24 protein-coding genes are annotated in these 15,786 nt (G+C 45.3%); 11 read left to right on the top strand and 13 right to left on the bottom strand.

Annotated elements, in window-relative coordinates; genetic code table 11:
• Positions 1-99: 99 nt before the first annotated feature.
• Complete coding sequence (locus VC159_RS09450) at positions 100-486, top strand: type II toxin-antitoxin system RelE/ParE family toxin (protein WP_323473415.1); 387 nt, start codon at positions 100-102, stop codon at positions 484-486.
• Complete coding sequence (locus VC159_RS09455; protein ID WP_323473416.1) at positions 476-793, top strand: helix-turn-helix domain-containing protein; 318 nt, start codon at positions 476-478, stop codon at positions 791-793. Before VC159_RS09450 ends, VC159_RS09455 begins: the two co-directional genes overlap by 11 nt.
• A 113-nt stretch (positions 794-906) precedes the next feature.
• On the opposite strand, the gene VC159_RS09460 is transcribed toward VC159_RS09455, so the two are convergent.
• The 5 genes from VC159_RS09460 to glyA all read right to left on the bottom strand — a co-directional run bounded on the left by VC159_RS09460 (position 907) and on the right by glyA (position 4,443).
• Positions 907-1,209, bottom strand: a complete 303-nt coding sequence (locus VC159_RS09460) for an addiction module antidote protein (RefSeq protein WP_323473417.1) — start codon at positions 1,207-1,209, stop codon at positions 907-909.
• Entirely contained in the window at positions 1,210-1,512 is a 303-nt protein-coding gene (locus VC159_RS09465) for a type II toxin-antitoxin system RelE/ParE family toxin (protein WP_216121652.1), read from the bottom strand.
• A 143-nt stretch (positions 1,513-1,655) separates the two neighbouring features.
• Positions 1,656-2,666, bottom strand: coding sequence for a UDP-glucose 4-epimerase GalE (galE, locus tag VC159_RS09470; RefSeq protein ID WP_323473418.1), 1,011 nt, complete (start codon positions 2,664-2,666; stop codon positions 1,656-1,658).
• A gap of 45 nt (positions 2,667-2,711) precedes the next feature.
• Positions 2,712-3,158, bottom strand: coding sequence for a transcriptional regulator NrdR (gene nrdR / locus VC159_RS09475; RefSeq protein ID WP_216121648.1), 447 nt, complete (start codon positions 3,156-3,158; stop codon positions 2,712-2,714).
• A 40-nt stretch (positions 3,159-3,198) separates the two neighbouring features.
• The gene (gene glyA / locus VC159_RS09480) at positions 3,199-4,443 is read right to left on the bottom strand and encodes a serine hydroxymethyltransferase (protein WP_323473419.1); all 1,245 of its coding nucleotides are present in this window, start codon (positions 4,441-4,443) and stop codon (positions 3,199-3,201) included.
• A gap of 76 nt (positions 4,444-4,519) precedes the next feature.
• On the opposite strand from glyA, the gene tolQ reads away from it, so the two are divergent.
• The 7 genes from tolQ (at position 4,520) to queC (ending at position 9,929) form a co-directional block, all read left to right on the top strand.
• Positions 4,520-5,176, top strand: coding sequence for a protein TolQ (tolQ, locus tag VC159_RS09485; protein ID WP_323473420.1), 657 nt, complete (start codon positions 4,520-4,522; stop codon positions 5,174-5,176).
• A gap of 36 nt (positions 5,177-5,212) precedes the next feature.
• Positions 5,213-5,632: a protein TolR gene (gene tolR / locus VC159_RS09490; protein WP_072583297.1), complete on the top strand. Its 420-nt coding sequence runs from the start codon at positions 5,213-5,215 to the stop codon at positions 5,630-5,632.
• 23 nt (positions 5,633-5,655) lie between these two features.
• Entirely contained in the window at positions 5,656-6,474 is an 819-nt protein-coding gene (gene tolA / locus VC159_RS09495; protein ID WP_323473421.1) for a cell envelope integrity protein TolA, read from the top strand.
• A gap of 3 nt (positions 6,475-6,477) precedes the next feature.
• Entirely contained in the window at positions 6,478-7,800 is a 1,323-nt protein-coding gene (tolB, locus tag VC159_RS09500; RefSeq protein WP_323473422.1) for a Tol-Pal system beta propeller repeat protein TolB, read from the top strand.
• A 142-nt stretch (positions 7,801-7,942) separates the two neighbouring features.
• Positions 7,943-8,443 (top strand): peptidoglycan-associated lipoprotein Pal, encoded by a 501-nt coding sequence (gene pal / locus VC159_RS09505; RefSeq protein WP_216121639.1) that lies wholly within the window; start codon positions 7,943-7,945, stop codon positions 8,441-8,443.
• On the top strand, positions 8,444-9,175 hold the full coding sequence (gene ybgF / locus VC159_RS09510; RefSeq protein WP_323473423.1) for a tol-pal system protein YbgF: 732 nt from the start codon (positions 8,444-8,446) through the stop codon (positions 9,173-9,175).
• 10 nt (positions 9,176-9,185) lie between these two features.
• Positions 9,186-9,929: a 7-cyano-7-deazaguanine synthase QueC gene (gene queC, locus VC159_RS09515; RefSeq protein ID WP_323473424.1), complete on the top strand. Its 744-nt coding sequence runs from the start codon at positions 9,186-9,188 to the stop codon at positions 9,927-9,929.
• 5 nt (positions 9,930-9,934) lie between these two features.
• Here the strand turns inward: queC and VC159_RS09520 are convergent, their stop codons facing one another.
• Both VC159_RS09520 and VC159_RS09525 read right to left on the bottom strand, forming a co-directional pair.
• A complete protein-coding gene (locus VC159_RS09520) occupies positions 9,935-10,318 on the bottom strand; it encodes a helix-turn-helix domain-containing protein (protein WP_072583302.1) in 384 nt (127 codons plus the stop codon).
• Positions 10,315-10,623, bottom strand: a complete 309-nt coding sequence (locus VC159_RS09525; protein ID WP_072583303.1) for a type II toxin-antitoxin system HigB family toxin — start codon at positions 10,621-10,623, stop codon at positions 10,315-10,317. Before VC159_RS09525 ends, VC159_RS09520 begins: the two co-directional genes overlap by 4 nt.
• Positions 10,624-10,716: 93 nt before the next feature.
• Here VC159_RS09525 and VC159_RS09530 point away from each other — a divergent pair, with 93 nt between their 5' ends.
• Positions 10,717-10,962 (top strand): type II toxin-antitoxin system Phd/YefM family antitoxin, encoded by a 246-nt coding sequence (locus VC159_RS09530; protein WP_072583304.1) that lies wholly within the window; start codon positions 10,717-10,719, stop codon positions 10,960-10,962.
• Here VC159_RS09530 and VC159_RS09535 read toward each other — a convergent pair.
• Genes VC159_RS09535 through VC159_RS09560 form a run of 6 tightly spaced genes read right to left on the bottom strand, consistent with a single transcriptional unit; the run spans position 10,959 to position 14,530 of the window.
• Positions 10,959-11,570 carry a riboflavin synthase gene (locus VC159_RS09535; RefSeq protein ID WP_323473425.1) on the bottom strand — a complete coding sequence of 204 codons (612 nt, stop codon included), beginning with the start codon at positions 11,568-11,570 and terminating at the stop codon, positions 10,959-10,961. The two genes, VC159_RS09530 and VC159_RS09535, sit on opposite strands and share 4 nt — an antisense overlap.
• Before the next feature lie 26 nt (positions 11,571-11,596).
• Entirely contained in the window at positions 11,597-12,715 is a 1,119-nt protein-coding gene (gene ribD / locus VC159_RS09540) for a bifunctional diaminohydroxyphosphoribosylaminopyrimidine deaminase/5-amino-6-(5-phosphoribosylamino)uracil reductase RibD (protein ID WP_323473426.1), read from the bottom strand.
• 17 nt (positions 12,716-12,732) lie between these two features.
• A complete protein-coding gene (locus VC159_RS09545) occupies positions 12,733-13,293 on the bottom strand; it encodes a GspH/FimT family pseudopilin (RefSeq protein ID WP_323473427.1) in 561 nt (186 codons plus the stop codon).
• Entirely contained in the window at positions 13,286-13,615 is a 330-nt protein-coding gene (locus VC159_RS09550) for a hypothetical protein (protein WP_323473428.1), read from the bottom strand. The genes VC159_RS09545 and VC159_RS09550 overlap by 8 nt, the downstream gene beginning before the upstream one ends.
• A complete protein-coding gene (locus VC159_RS09555) occupies positions 13,612-14,199 on the bottom strand; it encodes a hypothetical protein (RefSeq protein WP_323473429.1) in 588 nt (195 codons plus the stop codon). The genes VC159_RS09550 and VC159_RS09555 overlap by 4 nt, the downstream gene beginning before the upstream one ends.
• Position 14,200: 1 nt before the next feature.
• Positions 14,201-14,530, bottom strand: a complete 330-nt coding sequence (locus tag VC159_RS09560; protein WP_323473430.1) for a prepilin-type N-terminal cleavage/methylation domain-containing protein — start codon at positions 14,528-14,530, stop codon at positions 14,201-14,203.
• A 122-nt stretch (positions 14,531-14,652) separates the two neighbouring features.
• Between VC159_RS09560 and ribBA the strand changes: the two genes are divergently transcribed.
• Entirely contained in the window at positions 14,653-15,783 is a 1,131-nt protein-coding gene (gene ribBA, locus VC159_RS09565; RefSeq protein WP_323473431.1) for a bifunctional 3,4-dihydroxy-2-butanone-4-phosphate synthase/GTP cyclohydrolase II, read from the top strand.
• Positions 15,784-15,786 lie beyond the last annotated feature (3 nt).

The raw sequence follows: 15,786 nt of genomic DNA on the forward strand, positions 1-15,786 counted from the left end.
CACTTTTATGCCTTCCATAAAGGGGTTGCTACGGCAGCCCCTTTTTCATTATCAAGATATGGGTTATTATCTCTATACCACCTGGTGGTATAGTTTTGAATGACTAAAAAACGCATCCTAAAAACGAAAACTTTTTCACGATGGTTAATTAAAAATAATCTAAACAGTCGTCATTTGATAGAAGCAGTCGAGGAGATGGAGAGGGGACTCATTGATGCCGATCTTGGATGTAACGTTTATAAAAAACGGGTAAAGCTTATTGGAATGGGTAAAAGGGGCGGCGCCAGAATTATCGTGGCTACCAAACTTTTAAAACAATGGTATTTAATGTTTGGATTTGCAAAAAATGAAAAATCAAATATCAGCAATGATGAACTGATATTTTTTCAAGAAACTGCAAAAAGATTACTTCATTTATCTGACCGAGAAATAGATTCGGCTATACATGCCAACCAATTAGAGGAATTAAAGATCGATGAAAAATAATAAGAAAAGTCGAATTATTCAGGAGATGCAAGAAACGGTTGTTGGCTTGCATCAGGCGGGGGTTATCACAAAGAAGAGTTTGGAGGAATTTGAAGCTCTCCATAATCTTGACGTAAAACCCATGACCCCCACCCGCATTAAGCGCTTACGTGCTAAGACGCGTCTTAGCCAGGCAGTATTTGCAGTAACAATCAATGCCAGCCTCTCGACGGTTCAAAAATGGGAAGCTGGGGATAAGAGCCCAAGCGGGCCTTCCTTGAAGCTCTTGTCACTGATTGAAAGAAAGGGTTTGGAGGTGGTGCTCTGACCAATGGAACTAATTCAATCTACATCAGAAAAAAAAAGACTGCAAGTGAACTGACCCACAAAAGTTGGACTTTAAATCCAACTCAAAGGGGTCAGTTCACTTGCAGTCCTTGTTTATGCATGAACACTTAATTTCATACCCAAGGCATGTATTACCCTGGCTACCGTCTCAAACCGTGGATGCGCTTCAATTTTTAAGGCTCTATAAAGAGATTCCCTGGTTACTCCACTCTTTTTAGCAATAGCAGTCATGCCTTTTGCCCTAGCAATATCGCCTATTGCCGCAACAAATAAAGCAGGATCTCCATCCTCTAGCACAGCAGTTAAATATCCAGCGATATCTGCCTCAGTTTTTAAGTAATCCACGACATCAAATTTAGGCAAATCTTTTATTTTTATTTTTTTTGTATTTTTCATTCAATCCTCCATCGTTAAAAGCAACTTCTTAACCTTTTTAATATCAGCCTTTTGAGTTGTTTTATAACCGCCGCCCAACATCACAATTACTACCTTCCCACGCCGCAAGTAATACATCCGCCAACCGGAACCAAAATGCTCTCGCATCTCCCAAATTCCATTTGCATCAGTTATTGGGGCAACATCACCCAAATTTCCCAATGCGGCCCTACGCAGTCTTGCTAATAACCGACCTCGAGTTAAAGGATCGCGAATAGCGTTTAGCCAGACCTCAAATTCAACTGTTTTATTGATTTCATACATCTTCAAATTGTAATCAATTGGTTACAGTATACACAAAACCTTACCAAGAGCGCTGCTTTAAAACATTAAAAAATTTAGATGGCTAAGGTAATGTGAAGTTGGATAGGCAAATAAAAAGCCTGTAACTTCAGGCTTTATTGAAATTAAGAATATCCCTTGGGATTATTTTTCTGCCATCGCCAAGAATCAGCGCACATGCGATCAATCCCCAATTGAGCTTCCCAGCCTAAAACTTTTTTAGCCAACGTTGGATCTGCGTAGTATTCAGATAGATCACCAGCTCGTCGAGTAACAACCTCATAAGGAATCTTTACTCCCGATGCTCCCTCAAACGCCTTAATCATGTCAAAAACACTATACGGCTTTCCGGTTCCTAGATTTACTGTGATGGATGCATTCTGTTCTAGGGCTTTTAAAGCCGCTAGGTGACCTGCAGCCAAGTCCTCAACGTGAATGTAATCTCTTAAACCCGTTCCATCTGGGGTTGGGTAATCATTTCCATACACCATCAATTTTTCTTGAGCGCCAATGGCGACCTGAGTCATAAAGGGCATCAGGTTATTTGGCTTGCCAAAAGGATTTTCACCAATCCGCCCCGACTCATGAGCGCCCACTGGATTGAAGTACCTCAACAGAGCAATTCTTAAAGCAGGGTTAGCCTTTTGTAGGTCGCGCAAAATATCCTCAACCATCAACTTAGTTCTGCCATATACATTAATTGGCGATAAAGGGGTCTCTTCGGTATAGCAAACCGATCCTGGATTTCCGTATACGGTTGCTGAAGAGGAGAAGATCAATTGATTTACATTGGCCCGCATCATCTCTTCAAACAAAACAATACTGCCGGATACATTGTTATCAAAGTACCTTAGTGGGAAGGCTTCGGATTCACCCACTGCTTTGAGGCCTGCGAAATGAATTACCGAATCAAATGTGTGTTGCTCGAAAGTGGCTCTAACTAGCGCTCTATCTCGTATATCACCCTCGATGAACTCAACCGCCTTTCCAGTCAAATCTTCTATGCGCTTGATAACCCCCAGGCTACTATTGGATAAGTTATCCAGAATGACAATGTCTTTACCGGAATTCAATAGCTGAACTACGGTATGAGAGCCGATATAACCAGCGCCACCAGTGACCAGAATTTTTTTCATATTTTTAATTGCATCTTCAATGGTAAGTACTGCTCACCAAATCGGCTACTTCAATTCTTTTAGAGCACTCTCGAAAGATTCGATATCCGCAAAGCTTCTATAGACCGAAGCAAATCGGATGTAAGCCACTTTGTCGAGACGCTTGAGTTCACGCATCACCAACTCACCTACGCGCTCACTCGGAATCTCTTTTTCGCCAAGGCTTAGGAGCTTTTCTTCAATGCGGGCAATGGATTCATCAACGGAGTCTGAAGATACTGGGCGCTTACGCAGGGCTAACTTTAGTGAACTTGCCAGCTTGTCGTGACTGTATTCAACTCTGCTGCCGTTCTTCTTAACAATCGCTGGGAGCACTAATTCAACACGCTCATAAGTAGTAAAGCGCTTATCGCACTTAGCACAACGACGACGACGACGAATAGTATCGCCCTCGTCAGATACCCGGGTATCTAGAACCTGGGTATCTTCGTTATGACAGAAAGGACAGCGCAATGAGGGCTCTTTTCTTTAGTGGGTATTGATTTTTTGTTACTTAACCGTAGACTGGGAAACGTTTCGTGAGCTCAGAAACTTGCGCGCGCACTTTGGCGATGTTCTCAGGATCATTTGGATTGTCTAAAACATCCGCAATAAAGTTACCTACTTGTATTGCTTCTGCCTCTTTAAATCCACGGGTAGTCATCGCTGGCGAACCCAAACGAATACCACTAGTCACCATTGGTTTTTCTGGATCATTTGGAATGCCATTCTTATTACAAGTGATGTGTGCTTCACCTAAAACGCGTTCAGCCTCTTTGCCGGTCATTTTCTTAGCGCGTAAGTCTACCAACATCACATGAGAATCTGTTCCACCAGAAACAATTCTTAAACCACGCGCAATTAAAGTCTGTGCGAGCGCTTTTGCATTCGCAACAACTTGCTTTTGATAATCAATAAAGCTCGGCTCCTGCGCCTCTTTGAATGCTACTGCTTTACCTGCGATGACATGCATCAAAGGACCACCCTGTAAGCCTGGGAACACTGCGGAGTTAATGGCCTTTTCATGCTCAGCCTTCATCAAGATGATGCCGCCACGGGGGCCGCGCAAGCTCTTGTGAGTCGTGGAAGTAACAATGTCTGCATGCGGTACTGGGTTTGGATAAACGCCTGCTGCAACTAAGCCTGCATAGTGAGCCATGTCAACCATAAAGATTGCGCCCACTTCTTTTGCCAATTTACCGATACGCTCGAAATCAATTTTTAGAGAGTAAGCAGATGCCCCAGCAATAATCAATTTAGGCTTGTGCTCACGAGCGAGACGCTCCATTTGCTCGTAATCAATCTCTTCATTTTTATCGAGACCGTAAGCAATTGGGTTAAACCATTTACCGCTCATGTTCAACGCCATACCGTGGGTCAAGTGGCCACCTTCAGCAAGACTCATACCCATGAAGGTATCGCCTGGTTTTAAGAAAGCCAAGAATACTGCTTGGTTAGCAGATGCTCCGCAATGGGGTTGTACGTTTGCCGCTTCGGCACCAAACAATGCTTTGACACGATCAATCGCCAATTGCTCAGCAACGTCCACGAACTCACAACCGCCGTAATAACGCTTGCCCGGATAACCTTCGGCATACTTATTGGTCAACTGAGACCCTTGGGCCTCCATTACCGCTGGTGATGTGTAGTTCTCAGAAGCAATCAGCTCAATATGGTCTTCCTGACGCTTATTTTCGTTCTGAATAGCTGCCCATAACTGGGGATCGGTTTTGGCTAAGGTGTTTTGACGGTCAAACATGGTGATAATCCTGAAAAAGTTGGATTGCTGAGTGAATTAACTTAGTAAAATCAACCTACATCATACAAAATCCACCATGACCCCTACACAAGACCTCTCATTTCTCTCCCTAGTCCTTAATGCCAGCCTATTAGTACAGTTGGTAATGTTGTTATTACTAGGCATGTCCGTGGCCTCTTGGACCATCATTTTCAAGAAAACTGCTGTTTTACGTGGGGTCCGCCAGGATACCGAGCGCTTTGAGCGCGACTTTTGGGCCGGCGGCGACCTCAATACCCTCCTGGAGGCAGCCCAGCGTAATAACCGCAATGACGCGGTCCTAGAGCATATTTTCGAAGCTGGGATGCAAGAATTTGCAAAAGGTCGTGAGATTGACGCCGCCCGTCGCGCCATGAAAGCCACCTACCAACGCGAAATGGACCTCCTGGAAGCCAATCTACCTTTCTTGGCATCCGTTGGCTCAGTCTCGCCGTATATCGGCCTCTTTGGCACGGTTTGGGGCATCATGCACTCCTTCCGCGGTTTGGCTAATGTGCAAAACGCGACTCTTTCTGCTGTAGCTCCGGGTATCGCAGAAGCGTTAATCGCCACAGCAATTGGTTTGTTCGCAGCGATTCCGGCAGTGGTTGCTTATAACCGCGCAGCAACTGATGTAGACCGCCTCTCCATTCGCTTTGAAACTTTCATTGAAGAGTTCACCAATATCTTGCAGCGTCAGACTGCAGGGCGTTAATTGAAATAACGCGTGAACCGATAAGCGAAAAAAATTATGGCTGGATCTTCATTACGTAAAAACAAACGTCGGGCAATGTCTGACATCAACGTCGTTCCGTACATCGACGTAATGCTGGTATTACTCGTGATCTTTATGGTCACTGCACCAATGGTCAATCCAGGTGTTGTCAACTTACCCACTGTTGGTGGCGCCAAAGTGCAATCACTACCGCCAGTCTTTTTAACGATTGATGCCAACGAGAATGTCATCGTGCGCAAAGATGGTGATCCGACTCAAACACTCAATAAATTTGAACTCGGTGCTTTTGCAAGATCACAAGCAGAAAAGTCTGCCGATCAACCTATTGTCATCGCCGCAGATAAATCCATCAAATATGAAACAGTGATGGAAGTAATGTCCAAGCTCAAAGAGAATGGCGTGAAGCGCGTTGGCCTTGCGGTCAAGACCCAGTAAGACTCTGGCCTTCATAGCTGCTCATGAATAGCGCACACTCTTTTCAGCCACCCCTCTCGCAATTCAAGCGAGGACGTTTTACGAAAGAAGAAAGCACTAAGCGCGCGTTTACTTTTTCACTCATTGCGCATTTGGGATTGCTTGCCTTTCTCATGATTGGCATTAGCTGGAATAACACCACCTCTTCTGGTGTTGAAGTTGAACTTTGGGATTCTGCTCCGCAGGTTGAGGCGCCACCTGAACCGGAACTCAAAACCGAAATAAAAGAAGAAGCTGCCGATATCGCCATCAAGAAAAAGAAGATAGAGAAAGAACCGCCCAAAAAAGAAGTAAAAGAAACTCCTAAAACGGTAAAACCCCCTCCACCTAAGGAGAAGGAAAAACCGAAGAAGGAAGAGCCACCGAAAAAGGCTGAAGCTCCTAAAGCGCAATCTCCTGCAGAAACCAAAGCCAACGCTGCAGCAGAAAAAGCACGTGCAGATCAGTTGGCGCGTTTGCGTGCAGCAGCTGGTGCCGAAGGTGGCAGCGGTGGAACGGTTGGCAGTGGAGTCGGCGGCGGAGGTAATGCGCCTCCAGGCTGGACCGATAAAGTGATTAAGAAGGTCAAGCCATTGATTGTCTTTAACCCTGAATCCGTGAGTGGCAACCCTGCAGCAGTCATTTTGGTAAGCCTGGCTCCAGACGGGGCTATTTTAAGTACTAGTATTCAATCCTCTAGCGGCAACGCTGGCTGGGATCGCGCAGTACTTCTTGCCCTCTCTCGCGCAGAAAGTCTGCCGAAAGACGACAATGGCAAAATTCCACAACGCGAAGTAAAACTGACTTTTAAACCCAAGGATTAATGCATGTTGCGATTAGTGAAAAGAGAACTACAGAGACTGGCATCAAAACTGAACTCTTTTGGCTTGATTATTTTTGCAGTGTTTGTCAGTATGGCAACACCTGCGCTAGCGCAGATGAATATTGAAATCACTGGCGTTGGTCAATCGCTCTACCCAATCGCAGTAATGCGGTTTAAAGATGAGAATAAATTACCCACTAGCGTTACTGAAATTATTCGGCAAGATTTAGCGCGCAGCGGTTACTTTAAAAATACTGAAAATGGTAATGCCGTTGAGAGTGATGATGGTACGCCTAACTACAAGTCTTGGGCGGCACGCGGTGCTGATGCACTAGTCGTTGGATCAGTCGTGCAGACTGGCAACAACCAATTTGATATTCATTACAAGTTGTTTGATGTTCGTAAATCCCAAAGTCTGGGTGGTTTAAATCTCAACTCAAGCGCCGATAACCTGCGTGCAGTTGCCCATAAAATTGCTGATGACATCATCTTCAAATTACTGGGTGAACGTGGCGTGTTCTCTACTCGCCTCTCCTACGTCATCAAGGATGGTAAGCGTTACCGGCTGGTGATCTCCGATGCGGACGGTCAAAATATTCGTAACGCCATGAATAGTGGCGAGCCGATCATTTCTCCATCTTGGTCACCTGATGGCAAGAAAGTAGCCTACGTTTCTTTTGAAGATCGCAAGCCAGTCATTTATGTTCACGAGCTCGCTACTGGTCGTCGCATTTCCCTATCAAACCAAAAAGGGAATAACAGCGCTCCAGCATGGTCGCCTGATGGTAAGAAATTGGCAATCTCATTATCTAAAGACGGCAATACTCAAATTTACGGTATCAGCGCAGATGGCACGGGTTTACATCGCTTAACTCGTGGCAACACCATTGATACTGAGCCACAATATTCTGCTGATGGTCGCTATATCTATTTCACCAGCGATCGCGGTGGTAACCCACAAATCTATCGCATGAGTGCTGATGGTGAACAAGCTGAAGGTGTCAAACGCATTACCTTCAAACAAGGTTTTGTAACTTCACCTCGTATCTCTCCAGACGGAAAGTACTTGGCTTACATTGCTAACGTTGGTGGCGCATACCGCCTCTACATTCTGAACTTAGCTACTGGCGATACTCAAGCGCTTACCGATGGCACTAGCGATGAATCCCCTTCCTTTGCAGCCAATGGACGCTATGTTCTTTACTCCACCAAAGTTGGTGGCAAACGCGTTCTTGCTGCTGTCTCAGTAGACGGCAATTCCAAGCAAGTGTTGAGCATTCCAGGATCTGATGTGCGTCAGCCATCCTGGGGTCCATTCATGGACTGAGTCTTAGTCCAGCCTTAACCAAGTCTTCACTACGTCTAAACCCCCTTTTAGGGGTTGAAATAGTCACTTTTGATGTTCTTAGGGGCATAATATTGTCTATTGATTCATTTATAGATTTAACTCGTAGGAAAAAGGAAAATTCATGAAGATTTCTATCGCACGTCGCGCAGCGACATTCGCCCTGATTGGTGCCACAGCATTTTTGATGGCAGCATGCTCCAGCGTCAAACTAGATGACACTGATGGCGCCAATGGTAGCGGCAGTGGCAAATTTGGCTCACAGCCATGGAATGATCCAAGCAGCCCACTCTTTGAGAAAAGCGTTTACTTTGGCTTTGATGAATATACCGTTCAGACTAAGTATCAAAAAATGTTGTCCGCTCACGCAGGCTACTTAAAAGCCAATCCAAAGCAGAAGATCATTATTCAAGGCAATACCGATGAACGCGGCACAGCTGAATACAACTTGGCACTTGGCCAACGTCGTTCTGATGCTGTACGTAAATCATTGAACTTGATGGGCGTTTCTGACGACCAAATGGAAGCAGTGAGCTTTGGTAAAGAAAAGCCAAAAGCAGAAGGTGATACCGAAGCAGCTTGGGCAGAAAATCGCCGCGCTGATATTGTTTACATCACGAACTAAATGAAGATGCTTTCATACTCAGTAAAACAAACGCTCTCACGAGCGTTTTGTTTAAGTGCTGTACTGGTTTGCTTGGGCACCTCTAATAGCGCCTGGGCTCTCTTCTCTGATGATGAAGCGCGTAAGGCAATTCTGGATCTACGTAAATCGCTAGCCACCACCCAGCTTGAGTTACAGGGCCAAATCGACAAACTGAAAACTGAGAATGCTGAGCTACGTGGCAAAGTTGAAGAGCTTGAGAAGCAAGGCGAAGACATTAGCACCAGTCAGAAGACTTACTACCAAGATCTCGATTCACGCTTAGGTAATTTTGAGCCTCGTACCGTAACGATTGAAGGCGTTTCTGGAACAGTACAACCTGGTGAGAAAAAAGCCTACGACGACGCCTTAAAGTCATTCCAAGCAGGCAGTCTCAAAAAAGCTGATGAGGGATTTTCAGTATTTGCCGCCAAATATCCTAAAAGCCCTTACTTACCACTTGCTCTGTACTGGAGCGGTAATAGCAAATATGCGAATAAAGATTACGCCGGTGCGATTAGCCAACTACAAAGCCTAATTAAGAAATTTCCGAATCATCCACGCGTTCCTGCTGCGATGGTCACCTTAGGAAACTCGCAATTAGAAAGCGGCAATAAGGCAGCAGCTAAAAAAACATTTAGCGAAATCATTGCTAAATATCCAGACACTGATGCCGCTAAAGATGCGCAGCAACTCATTGCTAGCACTAAGTAATTAATCATCTATGTCTAAGCTTTCTGCTGCATTCGAATCTCTAGCTCCCCGTAAGGCGGGCGCTCCAGCAGTTATTCTGTTTTCTGGTGGCTTGGACTCCACTACTGTTCTAGCCCTCGCCAAAGACCTGGGATATACGCCATACGCCCTCTCGGTTGGATATGGTCAGCGTCATTCATCTGAGCTGGCAGCAGCGAAACATATTGCTAAGCAAATTGGGGTGGCGCGACACGAAGTAGTTAATCTAGATCTCACTCGCTTTGGGGGCTCTGCCTTAACTGACTCCTCGATTGCGGTCCCAACAACACCCGGTAAAGATCAAGAGATCCCCGTTACCTACGTACCAGCACGCAATACGATTTTGCTATCACTTGCCTTAGGTTGGGCAGAGTCTTTAGGCGGTCTTGATGTTTTCTATGGAGCTAATTCGGTGGATTACTCAGGCTACCCTGACTGCCGCCCTGAATATGTTGCCTCTTTTGAACATATGGCCAACCTAGCTACTAAAGCAGGCGTAGAAGCCATCAATGATGCAAATCGCTTTCGAGTGCACGCCCCCATTATCAGCCTGACTAAAGGCGAAATCATCCAACTGGGCAGCACTCTAGGCGTTGATTACTCGCAAACAGTCTCTTGCTATCAAGCCAACGATTTAGGTGAAGCTTGTGGAGAATGTGAGTCTTGCCGTCTAAGGCAGGCAGGCTTTAAGCAAGCCAATGTGGGCGATCCTACTCGCTACCAAAAAAAGTATTAAACGTATTAGGCTGCGCGCAGCTCATCATCCTGCTGAATCAAACTATCAGCAGGGATCCCCAACATAGAGTGCAACCTCCAAATCATCTTCAGTGTAAGGGGGCGTTTGCGATTTAATATTTCATATACGCGATTTAGGCCACCGATCATCGGCTGCAAATCCTTTGGACTCAAGCCGGATTGCTCCATTCTGAATTTAATTGCCTCAATTGGGTCTGGTGGAAGAATCGCATAGTGCTTGCTCTCATAAGACTCAATGAGCATTAAGAGGATCTCAAACCTATCTCCATCCTTAGTCCCAGGTTTTGGCTCATGATCAAAATAGTAAGACGCCTGGGCTAGGGCATCCTTGTATTCAAGCTTGTTACGAATGGGTTTTAATTCTTTCATTTTTCCTCCAACTGCACTGTGCAAGCATCAATTCGATCGTATGCAGCATGGCTACCAATAAATTTCACATATACCGCCCCAAAACTATAAGCAACTACCACCACCAAACGGTAGGAATTTCCTTTGATATTAAAGACAACTCTGTTGCCTGCAATAAAACTCGCATTTCGATACTTATTCTTTATATCTTGCGGCCTTTTCCAACTTGCATGCGCCACCTCGTCATACCAAGCTTTAAGTGGCTGCTCGGCATCGGGATGAATACGCCAAAAATTTGTTAGGTGCTTTCTGGCTATTATTCGCACACATTAATTTTAGTCCCAAAATGGGACTATTGCAAGTGGGGCCATATAACCCTATGCCAATTAAGATTTAAGCGATTTAAAATTACAAGTCACATGGATATTGCAGACATACTTCGCATCAAAACCACAGTCAGCATGGCTGAGCTAAAACGCAATCCTAAGAAGATTATTGGTAATGCAGACGATCTACCTATGGCCATCTTAAATAGCAACAAACCTAAGGCTTATCTTTTGTCAGCTAAGGCATATGAAGTGGTACTTGATTTTATTGATGATGCCTCACTAATAAAAACTATCAAGGCTCGTAGGGGTGGCAAAACTATAAAAGTAAAGATTTAAGCCTTATTAAGCATTCTAGCTACATAGCGCGCAATCAAATCTACTTCAAGATTCACCACATCACCTTGCTTGAGATTACCTAAGGTAGTGTTTTCCAAGGTATGGGGAATGATGTTGATATTGATGATGCAAGCGGTTGCCGTGTCTTCGGTCTGATTGACTGTGAGCGATACGCCATTCACAACAATAGAGCCTTTGTAAGCCAAGTATTGCGCCAACTCTTTTGGAGCTTCAATACGCAGTAGCCATGAACCATATTCATCATTAGCCACTTGAGCAAAATGCGCGACCTTACCAACACCATCTACGTGCCCACTCACTAAATGTCCGCCTAAGCGATCATTTAGGCGCATGGCTTTTTCGAGATTGACTGGGCCGACTTTATCAAGACCAATCGTTTTATTCAGAGACTCACGAGAGATATCCAAGGCAAAAGAATTGCTGGTTAACTGGGTAGCTGTCATGCAAGCACCTTGAATGGCAATACTGTCACCCAAGGCAACATCATCCAAATAGCCAGATGGGACCTCAACGATTAAATGCAAGCCATCGCCCTTTGCTTGAGCGCTCTTAATTTGACCAACAGCAGTAATGATTCCAGTAAACATAGTGTGATTTTAGTTCTGAATGATTCTTATTGCTTCTTAACTAGGCGCAAATGAAGATCCGGGCCAAATAGACTGTGATCTATCACTTGCCATTCTTGCTTGCTTTCCAAGGAATTCATGGGTGACACATTGGCCATCCCAATACCGTCACCCATCAAGAATGGGCCGTAGTAGAGCAGTAGCTCATCTACACAGTTTTCTCTGAGCAAAGAACCATTAAGCTTAAAGCCTGACTCAATATGAATCTCGTTCATCTCACGCTCTTTGGCTAAATACGAGAATAGTTTTGGCAGATCTACTTTGCCAGATGGGTTAGCCATAGCAATGACTTCTATACCGCGCTCAGTAAATGCTTTGGCTTTTTGCTGCATCCCTGGGCCATCAAGACTTGCACAAACAATGATGACGCCTGATTGATCAATGTGGTTGAGAATCTTCGCTGCCGGCGGCGTTTCTAATTTGGAGTCAACGATGATGCGCCAAGGCTGACGCTCAGTTTGAACATCTCGCACATTCAAAGTGGGATCATCTTCTTTAACAGTACCTACACCAGTCACAATGGCACAAGCTTGCGCACGCCAATGATGTCCATCCGCTCTCGCCAAAGGTCCGGTAATCCATTGGCTACGTCCATCAGGTAATGCCGTTTTGCCATCCAGGCTTGCAGCAATTTTCATACGCACCCAAGGCAAACCTCGGGTCATTCGTGAAATAAAGCCTGGATTTAATGCACGGGCCTCAGATTCCATTAGCCCACAATGCACTTTGATGCCAACAGCTGTTAAACGCTCCAAGCCTTTACCAGCAACCAAGGGATTAGGATCAGACATCGCCACGAATACGGCTTTCGGTTTTGCAGCAATCAATGCATCCACGCACGGAGGAGTTCGCCCGGTATGACTGCAGGGTTCCAGCGTTACATAGATAGTTGATCCTGCAGGATCATTTCCGAGTGATTTAGCGTGCGCTAGGGCTTGCACCTCAGCATGAGCGCTGCCTACCTTCTGAGTAAAGCCCTTACCAATCACTTTGCCATCTTTAACAATGACGCAACCCACTCTAGGATTAGGGTTCGATAAATAAAGTGCTTTTTGAGCCTCGGCTATTGCCTCGCTCATGAACTGGTGGTCAACTGCGCTGTACATAGGGTCTATTAAACCATTCAATGGCAGCGCTTTGCATCTCTAGCAGGGTCACAGATTCGCCAGCGCCCTCCACTTCCCAAAATCATTTGGCGCTCCAAGTCAGGAGCCCTGCTGTGACCTAGGATCAATCGATTGGCTACAAACCCACCTTGAGCCGTTTTTGCCGCACCAGCGGCATTAAACAGAATGCCCTTCTTGCCAGAGTTGGGATCGATGAATTGCTTGCCTCCGCCCTTAAAGTAAACAGGGTCAATGCTTTCTTGCGAAAACCAGGGCTTTTCAATGCAATCCGGTTTGACCGGCTTTCCGATGCAACCACTTTTAACCACCCAACCCGCCTCCCACCGATCGCTAGAAATAGGCACAAGGTGGACGGGTTGACCCAAATGTAAGGCCTGCTGACGAGCAAAGTGGGCATGAGCAATAAACCTTCTGGCAATAGTCTCAATTTCTCGAGCGGCAATCTGTTCTTGTAACAAAGGCATAGTCATCATCGCAACCATGGCAATGAGTAAAACCACAGCCATTAACTCTAAAAGACTAAATCCAGATTTTGAATCTAACTTGACGTTATTCAAATACTTGTCGCCAGTTCATGCGAGTGACTGTGCCAGATGCTTCATCAATCACAACACCAATCTGAATCGCCGGCTTATCTTTGCTCGAAATCAGCCAACGGTTTTTACCGACTGATTGAACAAAGCAAGCATTCTCTTCCAGATTAGCAAGAGTGGTTAAATTTTTCTCACAGTCTAAGATTGCTTTTTCAGCAGCAAGAAAATGTTTCTGAGCTGCCTCCATTGTTTTTACTTCTACGATACGTAATGCACTCAGCCTCTCTAAATATGCAATGAGAGATGAACAGAGCAATAGCAGCGATATCACCCAAGCCAAAATCACAAGAGATTCCTCGTCGAAAAAGTTCTTTCAAGATCTAGGTTGAGCTTAGCTCCATCAGTCATTTGCAGTTTGATCTTAAAAAGCCTTGATGCCGATAAATGCTGGGCTTGAGAGGGGCTCAACTCCTCTATAAAAAGACTATTAACCCCATTCATTAGGGTGGTGTTTTGAATACGTCCTTGGCGATCGAGCGACTGACAAATTAGCGAACCACCATTCACTTTCTTGCCTTTTGGAATACCTGCCTGACGATCCAACAGGAATCCTTGCATGGCCAAATTATTTTTGGTGCGCTCTTGAGTAAGCGTATTACCAATGCAATCAAAATCTGTACCAGCGGATAATTCATGACGAATGATCAGTGAATCAGATCCACGAAATCCCGATCTTTTTTCAACCTGAATAAATGAACCATCGTTTTTTTGCTGTCTTATTTTTTGCCCTGACTTATGGTTTGAGATTTGTACAGATTGAATGTTCCGATAGCCAGCCATTCGAATCGCGCGGCCAATTAATTCAAATGCACGATCCGCTTCTGAAATTAATGCTTGTGATTTTTCATACTCAATTTGCTTGATTACCAAATCAGCGCTTGTCTTTAAGAGAGGGTTGAGTAGAAGTGCGCATAGAGCGATTCCAACTAGACATTCGAGCAGACTCATTACCTAAGCCTTTGTTAGGCAGATTGAGATGGGTCCTGTTTTGCTCTTCCATTTCAAAAGCATCCGAATCCTTTCTGAGTTGCGATCTTTTACTTTCTTGTTGAGTCAGGCTTAAGGCTAGGCGTTGATAAACCCCAACTGAAGCCATCCACACCCCCAGAATCATGGTCATTGCGACCAGAACCTCCAGCAGGATGAATCCCTGGCAATTTTTAGACCTCGGCTCTGGGTTGAAGTGCTTTTTTGCAGGCATGGCCTATTTTCAAAGCTAGGCATTTAAGCTGATACACCCGCCCGAGGCTCTTACTGTCAGAAACTTGGGATATTGGGGTAGGACCGAACGGTCAGGGGCTCCTGAGCTTAAAATGGAGGGCTATGCCAAATACCCTTGCCTCCACCGAAGAAATTATTGCTGACCTGCGCGCCGGCAAAATGGTGATCCTCGTCGATGAAGAAGATCGTGAAAACGAAGGTGATTTAGTCTTGGCCGCCGATCACGTCACCGCTGAGGCTGTAAATTTCATGGCAAAACACGGCCGTGGATTGATTTGCTTAACTTTGACGCGCGAGCGCTGCCAACAACTCAATCTACCTTTGATGGTTCGAGATAACGGCACATCAATGGGAACGAATTTCACAGTTTCTATTGAGGCAGCAAGTGGAGTAACTACCGGTATTTCTGCAGCCGATCGTGCGCTCACCATTAAAACTGCCGTAGCTCCAAACGCTAAACCCAATGATTTAGTTCAGCCTGGCCATATTTTTCCATTGATGGCGCAGCCTGGCGGCGTACTCATTCGCTCAGGACATACTGAAGCCGGCTGCGATTTAGCGGCAATGGCTGGATGCTCCCCTACTTCCGTGATTTGTGAAATCATGAAAGATGATGGCAGCATGGCACGCCTTCCAGATCTTTTGGAGTTTGCGAAAAAGCACCAATTAAAAATTGGCAGCATCGCTGATCTTATTCAATACCGCAGTCAACATGAAAGTATTGTCGTTCGCGAAGGTACCCGTGAATTCATCACCCCTTGGGGAAAATTCCAAGGCATTATTTATCGCGATACTCCTAGCTCATGCATTCATATTGCATTAGTGCATGGCAAGCCTTCCGAAGCTCAAGAAACCTTAGTACGCGTACATGAGCCGGTTACTGTTTTGGATTTCCTCGATTCGAATGTCAGCACCCATTCATGGCCGCTAGCTAAGGCTTTAGAGCAAATTGCTGCTTCACCAGCTGGCGTAGCCGTGCTCCTCAATGCCTCTGGCATTGCCGCCCCTAATGATCAAGACTGGTTAGCGCAGTTTCAGAAACTGAATCAGTCACAGGAAGAAGCCAAGAAACCGTTGGCCAGAAAAACTGATTTTAGAAGTTACGGTATTGGCGCCCAAATCTTGAAAGATATTGGCGTTGGCAAAATGCGCTTACTCGCCAACCCAAGCCCAGTTCCTAGCCTGTCTGGTTACAAGCTCGAAGTTACAGGTTACAAGCCGTACACTTCTTAAATT

The sequence above is a fragment of the Polynucleobacter sp. JS-JIR-II-c23 genome, assembly GCF_035011225.1.
GTDB lineage: Bacteria > Pseudomonadota > Gammaproteobacteria > Burkholderiales > Burkholderiaceae > Polynucleobacter.

What these genes read in the sequence shown, in the direction of transcription:
- VC159_RS09560 (WP_323473430.1), bottom strand. Translation starts at nt 14,530, where the DNA reads ATGCCTGCAAAAAAGCACTTCAACCCAGAGCCGAGGTCTAAAAATTGC.
- VC159_RS09465 (WP_216121652.1), bottom strand. Translation starts at nt 1,512, where the DNA reads ATGTATGAAATCAATAAAACAGTTGAATTTGAGGTCTGGCTAAACGCT.
- galE (WP_323473418.1), bottom strand. Translation starts at nt 2,666, where the DNA reads ATGAAAAAAATTCTGGTCACTGGTGGCGCTGGTTATATCGGCTCTCAT.
- VC159_RS09455 (WP_323473416.1), top strand. Translation starts at nt 476, where the DNA reads ATGAAAAATAATAAGAAAAGTCGAATTATTCAGGAGATGCAAGAAACG.
- VC159_RS09460 (WP_323473417.1), bottom strand. Translation starts at nt 1,209, where the DNA reads ATGAAAAATACAAAAAAAATAAAAATAAAAGATTTGCCTAAATTTGAT.
- pal (WP_216121639.1), top strand. Translation starts at nt 7,943, where the DNA reads ATGAAGATTTCTATCGCACGTCGCGCAGCGACATTCGCCCTGATTGGT.
- queC (WP_323473424.1), top strand. Translation starts at nt 9,186, where the DNA reads ATGTCTAAGCTTTCTGCTGCATTCGAATCTCTAGCTCCCCGTAAGGCG.
- tolQ (WP_323473420.1), top strand. Translation starts at nt 4,520, where the DNA reads ATGACCCCTACACAAGACCTCTCATTTCTCTCCCTAGTCCTTAATGCC.
- VC159_RS09530 (WP_072583304.1), top strand. Translation starts at nt 10,717, where the DNA reads ATGGATATTGCAGACATACTTCGCATCAAAACCACAGTCAGCATGGCT.
- ribD (WP_323473426.1), bottom strand. Translation starts at nt 12,715, where the DNA reads ATGTACAGCGCAGTTGACCACCAGTTCATGAGCGAGGCAATAGCCGAG.
- glyA (WP_323473419.1), bottom strand. Translation starts at nt 4,443, where the DNA reads ATGTTTGACCGTCAAAACACCTTAGCCAAAACCGATCCCCAGTTATGG.
- tolB (WP_323473422.1), top strand. Translation starts at nt 6,478, where the DNA reads ATGTTGCGATTAGTGAAAAGAGAACTACAGAGACTGGCATCAAAACTG.
- VC159_RS09450 (WP_323473415.1), top strand. Translation starts at nt 100, where the DNA reads ATGACTAAAAAACGCATCCTAAAAACGAAAACTTTTTCACGATGGTTA.
- VC159_RS09520 (WP_072583302.1), bottom strand. Translation starts at nt 10,318, where the DNA reads ATGAAAGAATTAAAACCCATTCGTAACAAGCTTGAATACAAGGATGCC.
- ribBA (WP_323473431.1), top strand. Translation starts at nt 14,653, where the DNA reads ATGCCAAATACCCTTGCCTCCACCGAAGAAATTATTGCTGACCTGCGC.
- VC159_RS09535 (WP_323473425.1), bottom strand. Translation starts at nt 11,570, where the DNA reads ATGTTTACTGGAATCATTACTGCTGTTGGTCAAATTAAGAGCGCTCAA.
- tolR (WP_072583297.1), top strand. Translation starts at nt 5,213, where the DNA reads ATGGCTGGATCTTCATTACGTAAAAACAAACGTCGGGCAATGTCTGAC.
- tolA (WP_323473421.1), top strand. Translation starts at nt 5,656, where the DNA reads ATGAATAGCGCACACTCTTTTCAGCCACCCCTCTCGCAATTCAAGCGA.
- ybgF (WP_323473423.1), top strand. Translation starts at nt 8,444, where the DNA reads ATGAAGATGCTTTCATACTCAGTAAAACAAACGCTCTCACGAGCGTTT.